Origin of the sequence: Nitrosopumilus cobalaminigenes, assembly GCF_013407145.1 — an archaeon.
GTDB lineage: Archaea > Thermoproteota > Nitrososphaeria > Nitrososphaerales > Nitrosopumilaceae > Nitrosopumilus > Nitrosopumilus cobalaminigenes.
In genome coordinates, this window is the sequence record NZ_CP026993.1 from 144,153 (window position 1) to 161,409 (window position 17,257).

16 protein-coding genes are annotated in these 17,257 nt (G+C 29.6%); 7 read left to right on the forward strand and 9 right to left on the reverse strand.

The window, feature by feature from the left end:
• Positions 1-123: 123 nt before the first annotated feature.
• Complete coding sequence (locus tag C5F47_RS09860) at positions 124-213, forward strand: hypothetical protein (protein WP_425489569.1); 90 nt, start codon at positions 124-126, stop codon at positions 211-213.
• On the opposite strand, the gene C5F47_RS00755 is transcribed toward C5F47_RS09860, so the two are convergent.
• The gene (locus tag C5F47_RS00755) at positions 197-403 is read right to left on the reverse strand and encodes a hypothetical protein (protein WP_179361039.1); all 207 of its coding nucleotides are present in this window, start codon (positions 401-403) and stop codon (positions 197-199) included. The genes C5F47_RS09860 and C5F47_RS00755 overlap by 17 nt on opposite strands.
• A gap of 162 nt (positions 404-565) precedes the next feature.
• Between C5F47_RS00755 and C5F47_RS00760 the strand changes: the two genes are divergently transcribed.
• Genes C5F47_RS00760 through C5F47_RS00775 form a run of 4 tightly spaced genes read left to right on the forward strand, consistent with a single transcriptional unit; the run spans position 566 to position 5,790 of the window.
• Positions 566-2,272, forward strand: coding sequence for a carbamoyltransferase family protein (locus C5F47_RS00760; RefSeq protein WP_218841253.1), 1,707 nt, complete (start codon positions 566-568; stop codon positions 2,270-2,272).
• A 6-nt stretch (positions 2,273-2,278) separates the two neighbouring features.
• Positions 2,279-3,373, forward strand: a complete 1,095-nt coding sequence (locus C5F47_RS00765; RefSeq protein ID WP_179361040.1) for an SGNH/GDSL hydrolase family protein — start codon at positions 2,279-2,281, stop codon at positions 3,371-3,373.
• Positions 3,374-3,409: 36 nt separating this feature from the next.
• Positions 3,410-4,447, forward strand: a complete 1,038-nt coding sequence (locus C5F47_RS00770) for an NAD-dependent epimerase/dehydratase family protein (RefSeq protein ID WP_179361041.1) — start codon at positions 3,410-3,412, stop codon at positions 4,445-4,447.
• Complete coding sequence (locus tag C5F47_RS00775; RefSeq protein WP_179361042.1) at positions 4,444-5,790, forward strand: UDP-glucose dehydrogenase family protein; 1,347 nt, start codon at positions 4,444-4,446, stop codon at positions 5,788-5,790. Before C5F47_RS00770 ends, C5F47_RS00775 begins: the two co-directional genes overlap by 4 nt.
• A 4-nt stretch (positions 5,791-5,794) precedes the next feature.
• Here the strand turns inward: C5F47_RS00775 and C5F47_RS00780 are convergent, their stop codons facing one another.
• The 3 genes from C5F47_RS00780 to C5F47_RS00790 all read right to left on the reverse strand — a co-directional run bounded on the left by C5F47_RS00780 (position 5,795) and on the right by C5F47_RS00790 (position 9,645).
• Positions 5,795-7,831 carry a B12-binding domain-containing radical SAM protein gene (locus C5F47_RS00780; protein ID WP_179361043.1) on the reverse strand — a complete coding sequence of 679 codons (2,037 nt, stop codon included), beginning with the start codon at positions 7,829-7,831 and terminating at the stop codon, positions 5,795-5,797.
• Positions 7,832-7,907: 76 nt separating this feature from the next.
• Positions 7,908-8,675 (reverse strand): glucose-1-phosphate cytidylyltransferase, encoded by a 768-nt coding sequence (gene rfbF, locus C5F47_RS00785; RefSeq protein WP_179361044.1) that lies wholly within the window; start codon positions 8,673-8,675, stop codon positions 7,908-7,910.
• Positions 8,676-8,748: 73 nt separating this feature from the next.
• Positions 8,749-9,645, reverse strand: coding sequence for a glycosyltransferase family 2 protein (locus C5F47_RS00790; protein ID WP_179361045.1), 897 nt, complete (start codon positions 9,643-9,645; stop codon positions 8,749-8,751).
• 131 nt (positions 9,646-9,776) lie between these two features.
• On the opposite strand from C5F47_RS00790, the gene C5F47_RS00795 reads away from it, so the two are divergent.
• Both C5F47_RS00795 and C5F47_RS00800 read left to right on the forward strand, forming a co-directional pair.
• Positions 9,777-11,747 (forward strand): B12-binding domain-containing radical SAM protein, encoded by a 1,971-nt coding sequence (locus tag C5F47_RS00795; protein WP_179361046.1) that lies wholly within the window; start codon positions 9,777-9,779, stop codon positions 11,745-11,747.
• 26 nt (positions 11,748-11,773) lie between these two features.
• A complete protein-coding gene (locus C5F47_RS00800) occupies positions 11,774-12,685 on the forward strand; it encodes a glycosyltransferase family 2 protein (RefSeq protein WP_179361047.1) in 912 nt (303 codons plus the stop codon).
• Here the strand turns inward: C5F47_RS00800 and C5F47_RS00805 are convergent.
• From C5F47_RS00805 to C5F47_RS00825, 5 genes are read right to left on the reverse strand one after another with little or no spacing between them, the layout of a single operon-like run.
• A complete protein-coding gene (locus C5F47_RS00805) occupies positions 12,682-13,662 on the reverse strand; it encodes an NAD-dependent epimerase/dehydratase family protein (protein WP_179361048.1) in 981 nt (326 codons plus the stop codon). The genes C5F47_RS00800 and C5F47_RS00805 overlap by 4 nt on opposite strands.
• A gap of 54 nt (positions 13,663-13,716) precedes the next feature.
• Positions 13,717-14,832, reverse strand: coding sequence for a DegT/DnrJ/EryC1/StrS family aminotransferase (locus C5F47_RS00810; RefSeq protein WP_179361049.1), 1,116 nt, complete (start codon positions 14,830-14,832; stop codon positions 13,717-13,719).
• Positions 14,833-14,865: 33 nt separating this feature from the next.
• Complete coding sequence (locus tag C5F47_RS00815; protein ID WP_179361050.1) at positions 14,866-15,741, reverse strand: SDR family oxidoreductase; 876 nt, start codon at positions 15,739-15,741, stop codon at positions 14,866-14,868.
• 54 nt (positions 15,742-15,795) lie between these two features.
• Positions 15,796-16,164 (reverse strand): WxcM-like domain-containing protein, encoded by a 369-nt coding sequence (locus C5F47_RS00820; RefSeq protein ID WP_179361051.1) that lies wholly within the window; start codon positions 16,162-16,164, stop codon positions 15,796-15,798.
• 16 nt (positions 16,165-16,180) lie between these two features.
• Positions 16,181-17,239 carry an NAD-dependent epimerase/dehydratase family protein gene (locus C5F47_RS00825; RefSeq protein ID WP_179361052.1) on the reverse strand — a complete coding sequence of 353 codons (1,059 nt, stop codon included), beginning with the start codon at positions 17,237-17,239 and terminating at the stop codon, positions 16,181-16,183.
• Positions 17,240-17,257 lie beyond the last annotated feature (18 nt).

Genomic DNA, 17,257 nt, shown 5'->3' on the forward strand with positions numbered 1-17,257 from the left:
TTAAGAAATAGTTGAAATGATAACGATTAATATTTAGATTAGTGATGTAGTTTCAATATATTGTCTAGATTTGGCACAATAAAGGAAATCTTTGAATTATTTATTCATAGAAGAAAATTCCATATGTTTCCAATTATCATATTACTAATTGTATTAATTGGAGTGACAGCTCTTGCACAATCTGGTTTAGTGGCATTCATTTATCCGATATGAATTCCTCATCTCCAAGATTCAAATCATTAGCAGTTACAGCTGGATTATCGTTTTGGTTTTTTATAATAATATCTTCTATTGGAATATTTTCAATTGAATTATTAATTTCATTTATTGGATTTGTTTTGCTTGTTACGCAGATCTTTGCAAATAAAATCTCTAAAGGATTAGATGTTCTTGCAATTATCAATACAAAAATTTTTCTTGGATTATTATTTGTAACAGTGATTTCAATATATGGTATATTTTTTAGAATTTTACAAATTGATTTATTGCGATTAAAAAAACAATCTGACTCTTATTGGTTAGATGTAGAAGAAACAAAATTTAGCAGGATTAGGAAACAATACTGATGTATAATCTTGGAATTTCTTGCTATTATCATGATTCAGCAGCTGCATTGCTTAAAGATGGACATGTTATTGCTGCAGTAGAAGAAGAAAGATTTTCTAGAAAGAAATTTGATGATGATTTTCCTAAACACGCTATTGAATGGTGTTTAAATGAGGCTAAAATTAAACCAAATGAGATAAACTCAATAGCATTTTATGATAAACCTATCTTAAAATTTGAAAGATTATTAGATAATTATATTGCAGTTGCACCTCGTGGATTATCTAGCTTTTTAGATGTCATTCCAAAATGGCTTCACAAAAGATTATGGATTAAAAATGAAATTAAGAAATCATTAAATGGTTTTAACGGTGAGATAATTTTTCCTGATCATCATATGTCACATGCAGCACATGCATTTTATACTTCACCATTTGAAGAGTCGGCAATTCTTACAATTGATGGCGTTGGTGAATGGAGTACTACGTCATTTGGTCATGCTAAAAACAATTCAATTAAACTTACAAATGATGTTCGTTGGCCACATTCACTTGGATTATTTTATTCTGCATTTACATATTTCCTTGGATTTAAAGTAAATGAAGGCGAATACAAATTAATGGGATTATCATCATATGGAGTTCCCAAATATTATGATTTAATTTTAGATAATCTTATTGATGTGAAAGATGATGGTAGCATACATTTGAACATGGAATATTTTGCATTTACGTACGATAAAGTAATGATAAATAAAAAATTTTCAGAATTATTTGGTATTTCACCAAAAACAAGGGATGAAAAAACATTACAAATTCATTTTGATATTGGAGCAAGTGCACAAAAAGTTCTAGAGGATGTAATATTAAAAATTGTAAATCATATTTACAAAAAAACTAATATGAAAAATCTTTGTTTCGGTGGAGGCGTAGCTCTTAATGGAGTTGCAAATTATAAATTACTTAAAGAAGGACCATTTGAAAATATCCATATTCCCCCATCTCCTGGCGATGCAGGTAGTGCTGTAGGAGCTGCACAATATTTGTATCACATATGTCATAACAACCCCAAAATTCATTTTGAGGATCAGACTCAATTAATTCATGAAAATGTTTACGTTGGACCTTCATTTGGAAATGAAGAAATTCTAGATTTTCTAGATTCTGAAAAAATTGATTATGAATATTATGAAAGAGACTCCTTACTGAAAAAAACTGCAAAATTGATTTCTGAAGGAAATATCGTAGGCTGGTATCAGGGAAAAATGGAATGGGGTCCTAGGGCTCTCGGAAATAGGAGTATTTTAGCAGATCCTAGGCGGGAAGACATGAAAGATATTCTAAATGCAAAAATCAAGCATCGTGAATCATTTAGACCATTTGCACCATCAATTTTAGAAGAATATTCTTCAGAATATTTTGAAATGGATATCCCAAGTCCGTATATGTTGATGGTGTCTCCTGTTAAAAAACCAAATAAAATTCCTGCTGTTACACATGTTGATGGTACAGGTAGATTACAAACTGTTTCAAGAAAAACAAATTCACTATACTATGATTTAATCAATGAATTTTATAATATAACTGAGGTACCTGTAATAATTAATACATCCATGAATGTTATGGGAGAACCTATAGTAAATACTCCTAAACATGCATATTCTATGATATTAAAAACAGATATGGACTATTTAGTAATGGGAAATTATCTAGTAGGGAGAAAATAATTTCAAATGTCTGTACAAGTATCATATAAAAAACAATTTGTTTTGGGATTTATGTTACTAATGGTGTTATTAGTTGTAATTGAGGGTGTTGTTAGAACTTATGAATATTTTGAACCTGGTTGTAAATATATTGGCCAAGAAGCATTAAATGATGTAGACATACAAATGCAAAAAGCAATTTGTAGAGACACAAATAATTTAATATATTCTGAAACGCCAATTTTACATTTCTACCCTAATCAGGATTTACCTACAATTCATATCAATTCATTTGGTTTTAGAGGTGATGAAATTACACAAAACAAATCTGATAATGTATATAGGATTTTTGTTATAGGTGGTTCTACAACATTTGGTGCTGCCTCACTTTCTGACAATACTACAATACCTGGATATTTACAGCAAATGTTTGATAAAGAAAATTTAGAAATTAATGTTGAAGTAATTAATGCTGGAATTGGAAGTGCATATTCTTTTACAGAGTCATTTTACATTCAAGACAGACTTGTTAATTTTGATCCTGATCTTTTAATTATATATGATGGTGGAAATGATGCTTATGATAGGCATTTAGATTCGTCACTCAACACAAATTCTAATCCATTTATTGAATCTGGAAAGACTCTGTTAAAACTATCTGGGTATAGAACTCCTTTCTTTGTTTTAGGTGCTGCTTTTTATCAAGAACCTGAACCTGCTCCTATTAATGATGAAATTAAATCACAAATTGTGTCTTTGTGGAAAAACAGATGGACTGAAATATGTGATTTAGGTCAAAATGAAAATTTTTCTACTTTACTTACTGTTCAGCCTATATTAGGCACGGGCAACAAAGTACTCTCCACTGACGAAAAAGAACTAGCACCCAATGATAAATTTGGATTTGGTACAATAGAGATTTTGGAAGGTATGGGTAATTCACTTGATGATCTTAGTCAAAGATGTGATGCTACAGCAGATTTACGAAATATATTTGATCATGTTCAAGAACCGATTTATTATGATTATATCCACATCTCTGACTATGGACATGAAATTGTTGCTGAACGTCTATTTGAATTGTCATTACCTTTAGTTTTAGATGATATTCAAGAGCAATGATTTATCTATTCCATTTTAATTTATGAATAAATAACAATGACAGACATTGTATCACAAGATATAGAATGGGTAATTAAAGATCTTCAAAAATTTTCAAATAAACTAGAAGGCAAGAATATTCTAATAGTTGGTGGCAAGGGATTTTTAGGTACATACTTTGTTAAAATTTTACAAACATTAAACAAATCATTTACAAAACCATGCAAAATCATTGTTTTAGATAATCTAATTACTGCTAAACACAAAGAAACTTTTGATGATTCAAATACTAAATTTATAGAACAAGATATATCTAAAAAATTTGATATTGAAGATGATTTAGATTTTATTATTCATTCTGCAAGTATTGCTTCACCAATAGTCTATAGAAAATTTCCACTAAAAACAATTGATGTAAACTATCAAGGAACTCGCAATCTTTTGGAATTGGCACGTCAAAAAAATATTGAAGGTATGCTATTACTTAGTAGTAGTGAAGTTTATGGGGATCCTGCAATAGTTCCTACTCCTGAATCTTATTGGGGGCATGTTTCTTGTACTGGTCCACGTGCGTGTTATGATGAATCAAAACGTTTAGCAGAAACAGTTGCAATACTATATAGTCAATTATACAATGTCCCAATTAAAATTGCAAGACCGTTTAATGTTTATGGTCCATATCTAAATTTGGAGGATGGAAGAATAATTCCTGATTTTATAAAAAATTCCCTTGATCATTCTGAAATTATTATTCATAGTGATGGAACTCCAACTAGAAGTTTTTGTTATGTAACTGATGCAATGAAAGCCTTTTTCAAAATCTTACTTCTTCCTCCAGGCGGTTCAATTTTTAATGTAGGTAATGATGAGGAAATTTCTGTACACGGTGTAGCTGAAACAATAAAAAAAATTATCAATCCCTCGATCAAAATTAAAATTCAAAAAAGCTCTGACCCTAACTATGTAATAGATAATCCTCAACGAAGATGCCCAAATCTTGAATATATTACAAATACACTTGATTTTATTCCAGAAATCAGTTTACAACAAGGTATTGAACGTATTTACAGTTGGTATAAGGTGAATTCAAATTGAATTTAGGTGTAATTGGTGCTGGATATGTGGGATTAACTACTGGCATATGTTTATCGTCTTTAGGTCATAAAATTACTATCTATGATTTAGTTGATGAAAAAATCAAATTAATATCTGAAAAAAAATTACCGTTTTATGAAAAAGATTTAGAAGAATTACTTGACAAAACAATTTCTTCTCAAAATTTAATCCCCACATCTAATATTGATGAAATGATAAAAAACACTGATGGTTGTTTTATTTGTGTAGGAACTCCTTCTCAACAAAATAATTCAATTGATCTCTCTCAAGTTTTAAGTTCAATTAAATTAGTATGTGAACATCTAAAAAAATTACAAAAAAATGATTATGTAATAATGATTAGAAGTACTATTGTTCCCTCAAGTACAAAATCTCATATTCTTCCTATGGTAAATCAAATTTTAGATAACTCTTCATATGGTTTGTGTTTGATCCCTGAATTTTTACGAGAGGGTGAGGCTGTTTCTGATTTTATGAATCCTGATAAAATAGTCATTGGCAGCATTAATTTAAAAAGTGAAGTTTTTGCAAAAAAAATCTTTGAATCTTTTAATCAAGCTACCATTTTAACTACTAATCCTGAAACTGCTGAGATGATAAAATATGCTAATAATGCATTTTTTTCAATGTTAATATCATTCTCTAACGAAATTGCAAATATTGCAGAAAAAACTACTGGAATTGATACGTTTGAAGTTTTACGTGCATTAGTAGAAGATAAAAGAATCACAACTAAAATTCAAGATCAAAAAATTAAACCTGGTTTAGAATCATATTTACTACCTGGATGTGGATTTGGTGGAAGTTGTTTTCCTAAAGATGTAAGAGCAATTTTACAATATGCATCTGCTAAAAATGTCAATACCCCTTTGTTGAATGCTGTAATGGAAATAAATGATGAAAGACCTTCTTTAATCATATCATTAGCTGAAAAACTTCTCCTCTCCCTAAAAAATAAACATGTAACAATATTGGGATTAACATTCAAACCTGATACTGATGACATTCGTTCTTCCCCTGCATTTGAAGCTATACGATTATTGAATGATAAAGAAGCAAAAGTTTTTGCATATGATCCAAATCTTAGTAATGATTCATCTAAAAACAAATTTACGTCCTTCACATTATGTTCTACCTTAGAATCCTCCATTGAAAATTCTGATTTAGTTATTTTATTTACAAAATGGAATGAATTCAAAAATTTAGATCAAAATATTCTTGACAAATTCATGAATTCCCCTCTATTGATTGATGGCAGAGGATTTCTTGATTCATCAAAATTTGATGAAAATGTATATCATAAAATTGGTTTCACAAAATAATTTATTATGTTGATGGATTTCTCCATAATGATTGTTGAGAAACCATTTTCAATGTCTTAGTTCTACCAATTAAACTATCCCCATACATCTCTGATGTGTCTTGTACAATCTTAAATTGTTCTTTAGTCAAATTAAATGACATTTCTATTGGCGCTTTAAGTTTACACTCTGATATTTTTAATGTATTTGATTTATCAGCTAACCATTTTGTGATATCGTGTTTGAAAGAAAATTTTGGATTTGTATTCATACGATCATTACCTAGTGGATTATGAGATGTTCCTCTACAATAATTTGCAACATCATTAAATTCTTCTGATATTTCTTGAGATGATGATCCTGAATTTTCTAATAATTCTTTTGCAATACTAATTACATATTCAGTCCAATCATCCATGCATTTGGATAGTACATATGCATGATAGTATTGCATTACATTGATACCTTCTTCACCATCAACATATTTTTGATATTCTTTATCATCTTGAATTTTTTGTTGAATTTCTTCAGGGGAATCGTACAATTCACCAATAGTAGAATTTTTAAATTTTTCAAAAGCTTCTTTAACTTTAGGTGGAGCATTATTTACTTGATTAACCATTTGATGAAATATTTCAATCACATCAACTTCCTTCTCTCTGAGAAATTTATTCATTGAATCATAAACAATTCCTTTATTGGTCATCCATAAGGTAAATCCTATCATTCTTAATTCCAAATATTCTTCAAATGTCATATCCTTTGAACCGACTATCACTTCTTCAATTTCACAAACCTTTTTCCCATTATTTAGAACAGTAAAATCTCTTGGAAGCATTCTAAACTTTGTTTCAAATTTCCATTTTTTTCTTTGTTCTGGCATTGCCATTTCAGAGCCATCCAATAACATACAAGTATGAACTACAATGTCATCCATTCTAGCTTCAACTAATTTCCTTAGAGTGTCTAGATGTTGTTCATATTTTTCCCCTGGAAGTCCAAGAATTACTTCTGCTGTAGTTAGTAAGTCATATTCTTTAATCACTGGTGCTAATCCAATCATTTTATCTACACTGATATTTTGTCTTTTAATATTAGTCAAAACTTGTTCATCCATTGATTGGACTGACATAGAAAGTGCCATAGTTCCATTTAGACGTCTAATGGACTGAATGATTTTCTCTTTTTGATTTTTACCTGTAGTTGAAAGAATTTTATGTGGATAATCATATTTTTCTTGTGTTTCTGCAATTATATTACATGTATCAAGATCTCCTGGAATCATTCCAAAATTTAAATCACTAATGAATAAACTATGAGTGTTACTAGGAACTTTTTTTGCAATGTATAATATTTCACTTCTAACTCTTTCTTTACTAAATTTATTAACTAAATTCACAGCTTCTTTACCATCAGTACAAAATGTGCATGTAAATGGACATCCTCTGTTTGTTTGAAGCATTGGAACTAATTTTCCGTCAAAAAATTTATCTAATAATCCTGTTGTATATGGAGAAGGAATTTCATCTAGGTTCTTTATTCTAATTTCAGGAATAGTGTATTCTAACTTGTTTTCTAAATTCCTAATTAAACATCCATCTATGGGTTTTCTCAATACTTCTTCTCTGATTTTTTTGACTTGACTACTTAATGCTCGTTCAATAATGTTTGAAAAACCAACTTCGCCATCTATAGGAACATAGATATCTACATCAGGTGCATCATCCATAAATTTTTTTTGTGAAGGAAAATCTATAGGAAAATTGGGACCCCCCCAAATCGTTAAAGCGTTAGGTTCATTTTTTTTAAATATTGAAAATATTTCTTTACTCACATTATGTGACCAACAATAATTACTTAAACCTAAAATTGATGGGGGATGTTTCTGTAAAGCTTTCTGCAAATCGTCTATGTACTTGAATAATGTTATTTCGATTTTATTCCCAAATCGTTTGTAACAATAACTTGCAATTAATGCAATATTGAGAGGCATTGATTCAGTTGAAACAGCTACTGTGTCATAAGTAAGATCTCCTAAGTAGATTTTCAAAGGTTTATCCATATTTACTCATATTTTCATTTATCTTTTAAACCCTTTTTCCTCTAAATTTTTTTATTACGATTAGAACAAATATCTACTACCATTTCTTCCATGGTGGATTGTCATTGTTCCATAATTCTTCTAAATTATTTTTATCTCTTAAGGTATCTAATGGGTGCCAAAATCCTTCATGTTTGTAAGCTGATATTTGCTTTTCTTGTGCCATTTTTTCTAGAGGATCTCTTTCCCAAATTGTTGAGTCATCTGTGATATAATCAAAAATAGTTGGTTCTAAAACAAAAAATCCTCCATTTATCCAATTTCCATCACCATCTGGTTTCTCATTAAATTTTTCCACTATGTTTTCATTAATCTTTAATGATCCAAATCGTCCTGGTGGTTTTACAGCTGTAATTGTTGCATGTTTTTTATTATTTTTATGAAATTCTATTGAATTTTTTATGTTTAGATCACTTAATCCATCACCATATGTAAAACAAAATGTTTCATCATCAAGAAAGTTTTTTACTTTCTTTAATCTGCCTCCCGTCATCGTATTAATCCCTGTATCAACTAGTGTTACTTTCCATGGTTCAGCATGTTTTTGATGTACTTCCATTGAATTATTTTTAATATCAAATGTTACATCAGACATGTGCAAAAAATAATTTGCAAAATATTCTTTTATCATGTATCCTTTGTATCCACAACAAATAACAAAATCATGGATGTCATAAGATGAATACATTTTCATAATATGCCATAAAACCGGCATACCTCCAATTTCAATGAGAGGTTTTGGTTTCAAATCTGTTTCTTCACTTATTCTAGTTCCTAACCCTCCTGCTAAAATGACTACTTTCATAAATTATCCCAGATTTTTTCATACTTAAGGTTTCTATTATTATTTCATCAAAAAATATTCTTTTTGAATAATTTTATTTCTTTTTTAACCAATCTGTAAGAATCATTAATTGGGATGTAACTCCTAAAAATTGTAAAAGAACAAAATGATCAAAGTTTTTTAGGAAATTTTTTGTGTCTAAATTCTTTATACACCATATAGTAAATGCAGACCAAGGGAAAATTACATCTCTTAATGTAATTTGGTCTCTATGATAATATTCCAAAATACCAATTGCGGTTCCACCTACACTGTAATAATCTATCATAAACTCATCAATTACATTCAATTTTCCATATTTTAGGAGGTTCATCATCATTGGTAAACAAAAATTCCACGAGTCTAATTCTAAACATTTTTTTAATATTTTTGTTCTATATATTGCCCAAATACTTCGATCATCTCTTATTTTTAAAAAAGTTCTGATTCTTTTATCATATGAATCCGAAACTATGGGATATACGCCAAATGGTCTAAAGAACCTACGAAATTTTTTATACATTTTTGTTTTAATAGAATCTTCTTTTTTAGATTTGAATTCTTCAATATGTGGTCCATGTCTTCGTACTTTTCCCATACTTCCCACTACATCTTCATTTGAATCAAGCACAGCTATATTCTTCTCTAAAAAATCAGAAGACCAAATATCATCTACCCCTGCCCAAACAAAATATTTTGAATTGGCATTTTGTAAAATGTAATTAAAACTCCATACTAACCCCATACGTTTTTCTTGAACTATCAACTCAATTCTAGGATCTTTTTCTGCAAATTCTTTACAGATTTCTACTGTTTTATCTGTACCAGGATCAACATCAATTATTAATTTAAAATCAGAATATGTCTGAGAAAGTATGTTTTCTAATCTTTTACGAATGAATTGTTCTCCATTATATACGGGTAAGCCAACAATTAGTTTCCTTTTATTCATAAATTTTGATATTCTTGCTATCAAATATTTTATACTATAAACCAAAAAATCTAATTTTTAATCGGGATGTCTAATAAATACACATAATATTTTAAATTAAACCTAAATTCATCTATATTCAAGACTAAATTATGATCAAAGTAAGTTCCGCTCAGTTCAATTATCAATATGAAGACCAAATTCATTTTCCATATAGTATAGCAATGATTGTAGGCTATGTAAAGACTAAAGAGGACCTTAAAAATAATTTTGATTTCCAAAAAACATTTGTTTTTAGAGAAAAAGTGGATGAATACATAAAACAATGTGTTGATTCTGACATTCTTCTTTGTTCATGTTATGTATGGAATTGGGATATCACAAATTATTTAGCAAAAAAAGTTAAAGAACTTAATCCAAAATGCTTGATTATTTTTGGTGGTCCACATGTTCCAGAAGATACAACAGATTTCTTTGATAATCATCCTTATGTAGATATTTTAGCTCATGGAGAAGGAGAATATATTTTAGAAAATTTACTACGTACATATATTACTGATAAAAATTATTTGAATGTAAAGGGAATAACTACTAAAGATTTCTCAACTCCTGATCAAGAAAGAATTAATGATTTAGATTCTATTCCATCTCCATATACTACCAATCTTGTTTGGGATTTAGTTGAAAAAGTTCCCGGTGTTACATGGATTTGTTCATGGGAGACAAATAGAGGATGTCCATACATGTGTACTTTTTGTGATTGGGGAAGTGCAACTTTTACAAAACTCAGAAAATTTTCTGATGAAAGATTGTATAAAGACATTGAATGGTTTGGAGAAAATAAAATTCCTTTTGTTGATTGTTGTGATGCAAATTTTGGAATTTTTCAAGAAAGAGATCTTAAAATTGCTAGAAAAATGAAAGAAATGGCTTTAGAAAAAGGTCATTTAGAAAAAATGGCTGTATCGTGGGCAAAAAATTCATCTGAAAAAATCATTCCAATAGCTAAAGAACTAAGAGATGGTGGAATTTTAGGTGCTGTCACATTGGCTGTTCAATCATTGGATGATGATGTTTTAGAAATTATCAAACGCGCAAATATCAAATTTACTGAATTTTCTGAACTCTCTGCTACATTTAGAGAACATGAAGTTCCTACTTATTCAGAAGTAATACGTGGATTACCTGGAGAAACAGTAGAAACTTTCAAGAAAGGTTTAGAAATCCTCTCAAGCACCAAAATTGGAACTGTAAATATTTACCACTGTATGATTTTGCCTAATGCTCCAATGAATCATCCTGCATATGTTGAAAAATTCAAAATTAAAAAAACACGTTCTCCTGTAATGTTACAACATTCCTCTATTCATAAACGAGCACTTCCAGAATATGAATACATTGTAACTGAAACTAGTTCTTACACTTTAGATGATTTAAAAATCATGTATGATTATTCTTGGGCATTTTCTACTTTACAAAAATTTGGCCTTTTAGAACATATTTCAAATTTCTATAAACGTACAAACAAATTAAAATTCATGGAATTTTACGAATTATTTTTCAAATTTTGTGAGAAATATCCTAACTCAGTGTTTGCACATGAATTCCAATTGGTAAAAAAATATAGAGATAATGGATATGCAGGTAATGGTTGGGATCATCATGATCCAAAACTAGGTGATATTCTTTGGCCAATGACAGAAGCAAGCTGGCTGAGAATGGCTTATCATAAGGATAAATTATATGAATCTGTAACTGATCTGGTTTCTTTCATAGAAGATGAGATGAATTTTAAAACTTCTCAAAACATTCTTGATGATTTAATCAAATTCCAAATCTTTGTGCAAAATACTAGAGATGATCAAATTGAAATAAAGAGTGAGAAATTTCAATTTAATTGGAAAAATTTCTTTGCTGATTATGAACCTCTTTCTGCAAGTAACAAACACTATTTTTACAGTAATCCTGTAATAGAATCAGATCCAATTAAATGGAGTTACAAAGTTGCTTGGTATGGTAGACGTTCAGAAAAATACAAGTGTCATGCTGAACATTTAAAAGAAAAAAGTGATCAAATTACTGATTCTGTATTAACTGAAAAAATTGTTGCCAAACAAAAATAAACAAATGGTGAATCTAATCAATTATTGTGAATGAATCAAAACTTGACAAACTAAACATTGGCTTACCCGTATATAATGGAGAACAATTCATTCGTAAAAGATTAGAAAACATACTTTCTCAGACATATTCTGATTTTAAATTAATAATTGATGTTGATCCTGGTACAGATAAAACAGTAGAAATCTGTAAAGAATTTGCAGAAAAAGATCCTAGAATTGAGTTGATAGTTCAAGAAAAACGTATGGGATGGATGTGGAGTTTTAATTTTGTGTTCAAACAAGCAAATTCAAAATATTTTGTTTGGGCAGGGGTAGATGATATTTGGTCTTCTGATTTTTTAGAGAAGAATATAGCTGTGCTTGATTCAAATGAAGATGTAGTAGGCTCTCAAGGATTAATTTCTCATTATGGTCCATGGGGAGATGAATTTGAATCTAAATCTGATGATTCTATCATGGTTAAATTTTACAAAAAATTTCGACGTTCTTTTAGACCTTTTGTAAATTCTGGAGCTAGTGGTACATTTGAACAACGTGTTAAAATAATTTTAAGAAAAACAGCTTACTATCATGTATATGGAGTATTTAGAACAAATTCACTTTACAAAAAAACTGTACGTGAATTTTTTTGTTGGGATTGGGCAACAGTTCTTACAATTTTAAAAAAAGGCAATTTTCACTTAATTGATGAAGTGTTAATTGAACTAAATACGAGTGGTGCTTCAGATCCTTCAATTACTCTATTCACTCAACTAAAAACTCAAAAAGCACATAAGAATGAATATCTATTACCATATTCTAGTTTTACAATATGGTGCGCAAAAAATTTGGGCATGAAGATTTTTTTTAAAAATCTTGATTATTTCTTATGGTTAAACTGTATATTGGGTGTATCATCAATATTAATTTCAATTATGAGTTCTATTAAGAAAAATTAATTCTGTTTTACATTTACACTTTCATGTAAAATTCTATCATCGATCAATCCTGTTTCTAATGCATTTGCAATTTGATCAATTGATTCTTTTGCGCTATGTATTGGCTTGTAACCTAATTCATTTGTAACTTTATCAAAATTAACTTTATAATTTCTAGGATCTTTTACAGCTTGAGTTTCCTCAATAATCACATTAAATCTTTCAGCAATCATTTGAGCAAGTTGCACTTTTTGGAAATTTTGATCATTTGAACCTACATTGAAGACATCTTTTTTCTTTATTGAATCGCTTTTTGACAAAACTAACATGATGCCTCTTGCAATATCATCAACATGTACCATTGGTCTCCATGACTGAGCACCAAAAACATAGATTTTTGCTTTAGTCCAAGCGTCTCTAATTAATTCGTGTAATAATAAATCAAAACGTATTCTTGCAGCCATACCGTATGCCGTAGCAAATCTCAAAACTGTACAAGGTAAATCAGGCAATTCATTTAGTAGAATTTTTTCAGAATCTACTTTTGTTTCAGCATATAATGAAATTGGTTGTAATTCTCCATCTTCTTTTATCATTTCTCCAGTCTCATTTAATCCATAATTACTACAAGTTGATGTGAATACAAATCTCTTAATTCCATTTTTTTCACAGGCTCTTGCTAATCTGATATTGCTATCAAAATTGATTTCTTTTGCTTCTTTAGGAAATTTTTTACAGATAGGTTCACCGACAAGTGCTGTTAAATTTACAACATAATCTACTCCTTTGAGTAGTTGATCAAAATCAAATGTTCTGACATCTCCCTTAACAAATTCAAATCTTTCAGGAAAATTAAAAAAAGAAAATACTGAATCTCCTCCATAAGAGAGATTGTCAAAAACTTTAATTTTAAAATCTGTTTCTTTTAAAAGTCTGAATACTAATGCTGATCCAATATATCCTGCTCCACCACAAATTAACACTGTTTCAGATGACATGATTCGAATTTTTAGAAACCTGTTAAGAACTTTTCGTAGTTGTTTAACATTAATCTAATTTAGAGCATGTGCAAATTTTTTAATTTCTGAACAGACTCTAATAATATCATCATCAGTCAAAAATGCTGATGATGGAAGCCATACTCCACGTTGTGACATTTCTATGGTGTTTGTGAAATCGCCTTTCAAGTTTGAATATGGAGTTAATTCATGAATTGGTGGGTAAAACATTCTGCTTCCAATTCCTGCCTCTTGTAAATGATCAATGAGATCATCTCTAATTTTTTGATTAGGTAACAAAATATCATTAAACCATGGAATAACATCATTTAGATCAGTTTCAAGAAATTCAATTTGATTAATTCCCTTTAATTCTTCTTTGAAAATTGTATACATTCTCTTCTTATGTTCAATTCTTTGAGGAAGCTTTCTCATTTGGGCAACACCGACTGCTGCTTGAAATTCTGTAAATTTGAAATTATATCCCATAGTTACATGATCAAAAGCATTTTTCATATTGTGTTTTTTATCAACATCTCTTCCAAAATCTTTGATCATACGAATTTTTTCATAGAGTTCTGAGTTATCAGTTACAAGAACTCCTCCTTGACCTGCAGTAATTATTTTAGGTGTACTTAATGAAAAAATCCCAATATCACTGAAATATCCCATATGTTTGCCTTGATAAAATGAACCTATTGTATGACATGCATCCTCCACAACAAACATGTTATTTTTTTTCGCAATTTCTTGCAAAGCTATCAAATCAGGTGCTCTACCATTAAAATCAACTGGCATCACTCCTTTTGTTTTTGAAGTAATTAGTTGCTCGGTTTTCTTTAAATCTAATCCAAGATCTTTTTTGTTAATATCCACTAATGATACTTTCCCTCCGGCTAAATCAACAGAATTTGGTGATGCTACAAACGTTAAATCTGGAACGATTACTTCATCATTCTGTTCTAAACCTAATGCTTTGAGTGCAAGAAATAATGCAGTGGTTCCACTGGTAGTTACTACTGCGTATTTTCTACCTACAAATTCTGCAAATTGTTTTTCAAGCTCTCTGGTTTTTTTTGCTTCAGTAAACCATCCTGAATCAATTACATCCATGAGCTCTTTTTTTTCTTCTTCTCCTAAATATGGCTCAAATTGATTAATCCTTTCCACGATAAAATTTCCTAATGATCTAAGAATTTAAACCTACATTTTTACAATGGAATCTATTTTCATTTGCTTCAATGATTCTGATACTGACATGGGCTTTGTATGAAGAATTTTAGAAATTTTGTCTATTTCTAAACCTCCATTTTTTGGCCTTTTAGCTTTCCAATTAAATTCAGATATTGAAATTGATTCCAACAACTTTTCATCAAATTTAAACTCTTTAGCTAGTGCTTTTGCAAATTCTAATCTACTCATGATATCTGATCCAGAAACATGATAAATCCCACTGAGTTTTTTTTCTGCAAGTTCTAAAAGAATCTCGGCAATATTATCATTATATGATGGTGATACAATTTGATCTTTTATCACATCTAATTTTTCACCTTGTGATAGTTTAGATATTAACAATGTTGCTAAATTAAGTTTATTTTTGCTCCAACCAAACAACATTGCTGTTCTTGCCACACAAAATGAATTGTTTATTTGAAGTGTAATTTTTTCTGATTCTAACTTTGACTCTCCATACTTTGAAATTGGATTTGGAATACTTTCTTCTTGATATTTACCTGTAATACCATCAAAAACATACTCTGTTGATATTTGTATAAAATGAATTTTAAAATTATTACAAATTTCTGCTAAGTTTTTTACCCCCATCACATTAGTTTGATTTGCTTCAATTGGATTTATTTCACAATATTCTGGGTTTGTAATTGCAGATGTATTTATGACAACATCTGGTTTAAATTCATCGACAAATTTTTTCACATCATTATATTTTCTAATATCTAATACTGTTGAATTATTTATTGAATCTTTACTAAATACAGTGGTGATTAGTTTGTGTTTAGTTTTTAAATGTAAAAATCCTTCTCCTAGTAATCCACTAGCTCCAATTATTGCAATTTTCATAAATCTCTTCTAAAGAATCAACATAAAACTCTTCATCAAATTTTTATTTTAAACTTACAAAATATTTACTCTATTAATATCTGGATTATCTGGATCATATTCTTGTGGTGAACATTCTACTAAAATTGATTCTTCTTCAGCAATTGTTACAAATGCTATTCCTTTTGGGATAAATAACATTGAACCTTGAATCATGTCATTTTGTTTTTGTTCATTTGTTTTCATATCTTTTGTGGTTACCTTCACTTTTCCTACTGCTAAGAAAAAATACTGATCCATATTTTTTCTAAATTGATTTCCTCGTTTTGCATTTTTTGTAAATGTGGTAACTACTACATGTCTGATTTCTTTATTGTTTAATACTTCAAAAAAAAGTCCACGTTCATCTTCTAAAAGTGGTTTTAATTGTTCAAAGGAATTCATTTCTTTTTACTCTGTTTTAGGACGGTACTTTGGTGTTGTGTTCTAAAAGTAGATCTTGATTAACTGAACCTTTAGGATTATGCATTTTAGTGTACCAATCTATGGTCTTTCTTAGTCCATCTTCTAATGAAACTTTTGGTTCCCATCCGAGAACATTTTTTGCTTCTGTATTATCTAATGCTCTACTTAATGCACCTGCAGGTTTTGTTGTATCAAATTCAAATTTTGAAGGACTCCATCCCATCACTTTACATATCATTTTTACAACATCTGTTACTGTATATCTACGACCTGTTCCCAGATTGAATGGTGTGCCATCAGTAATTTTTTGAGCTGCTAAAATACATCCATCTACTATGTCTGATACATAAGTGAAATCTCGTTCTTGATTTCCATCGCCCCAAATAACATATGGATCCATTTTTTCAAGTGCTTTGTAGATCCACGCAATTATTGCATGAGTTTCATTTTCTCTAGGACCATATGCAGTAACAAATCTCAAAACATTTGCTTTTAATCCATACTGTTTTACAAATGACAATAACTGAATTTCTGAATTAAGTTTTCCCCAACCATATTCTATATCTGCACTCATATATCCATCTAGATTTTTAGGATTTGAATCTGATTCTTTTAATTTGTAGTCAGATCCAATTTTTTCTTGTAGTTCAGTTGGATATACACACGCAGTACTTGCAAAAGAAACATTTTGAACATTTGCTTCAGTACATGCCTGAAAAACATGATGATCAATTGAGGCATTTGAACAAACATCTGCTGGATGTGTTGTAATAAAACCTCTGCCGCCATGAACTGCTGCTAAATGAAAAACATAGTCTTTCTCTTTAAACATCTGCTTCAGATCTTCTTTTGTAGTGTATTCTAAATCATGTTTAATGAAATTAATTTTTTCTTTTGATTGTGAAAGATTTTTTAATGTTCCACTTGACAAATCATCTACTACTGTTACTTTTGAACCTAAACTAACTAATTTATCGACTAGATGACTGCCAATAAAACTTGCACCGCCTGTAACTAACACATTTTGTTCTTTCCACTTAGATTCAAGACTCAATGTTAACTTGATCTAAAG

Coding starts and splice junctions, on each gene's coding strand:
- C5F47_RS09860 (WP_425489569.1), top strand. CDS start 124: ATGTTTCCAATTATCATATTACTAATTGTATTAATTGGAGTGACAGCT.
- C5F47_RS00760 (WP_218841253.1), top strand. CDS start 566: ATGTATAATCTTGGAATTTCTTGCTATTATCATGATTCAGCAGCTGCA.
- C5F47_RS00765 (WP_179361040.1), top strand. CDS start 2,279: ATGTCTGTACAAGTATCATATAAAAAACAATTTGTTTTGGGATTTATG.
- C5F47_RS00770 (WP_179361041.1), top strand. CDS start 3,410: ATGACAGACATTGTATCACAAGATATAGAATGGGTAATTAAAGATCTT.
- C5F47_RS00780 (WP_179361043.1), bottom strand. CDS start 7,831: ATGGATAAACCTTTGAAAATCTACTTAGGAGATCTTACTTATGACACA.
- rfbF (WP_179361044.1), bottom strand. CDS start 8,675: ATGAAAGTAGTCATTTTAGCAGGAGGGTTAGGAACTAGAATAAGTGAA.
- C5F47_RS00790 (WP_179361045.1), bottom strand. CDS start 9,645: ATGAATAAAAGGAAACTAATTGTTGGCTTACCCGTATATAATGGAGAA.
- C5F47_RS00795 (WP_179361046.1), top strand. CDS start 9,777: ATGATCAAAGTAAGTTCCGCTCAGTTCAATTATCAATATGAAGACCAA.
- C5F47_RS00805 (WP_179361048.1), bottom strand. CDS start 13,662: ATGTCATCTGAAACAGTGTTAATTTGTGGTGGAGCAGGATATATTGGA.
- C5F47_RS00815 (WP_179361050.1), bottom strand. CDS start 15,741: ATGAAAATTGCAATAATTGGAGCTAGTGGATTACTAGGAGAAGGATTT.
- C5F47_RS00820 (WP_179361051.1), bottom strand. CDS start 16,164: ATGAATTCCTTTGAACAATTAAAACCACTTTTAGAAGATGAACGTGGA.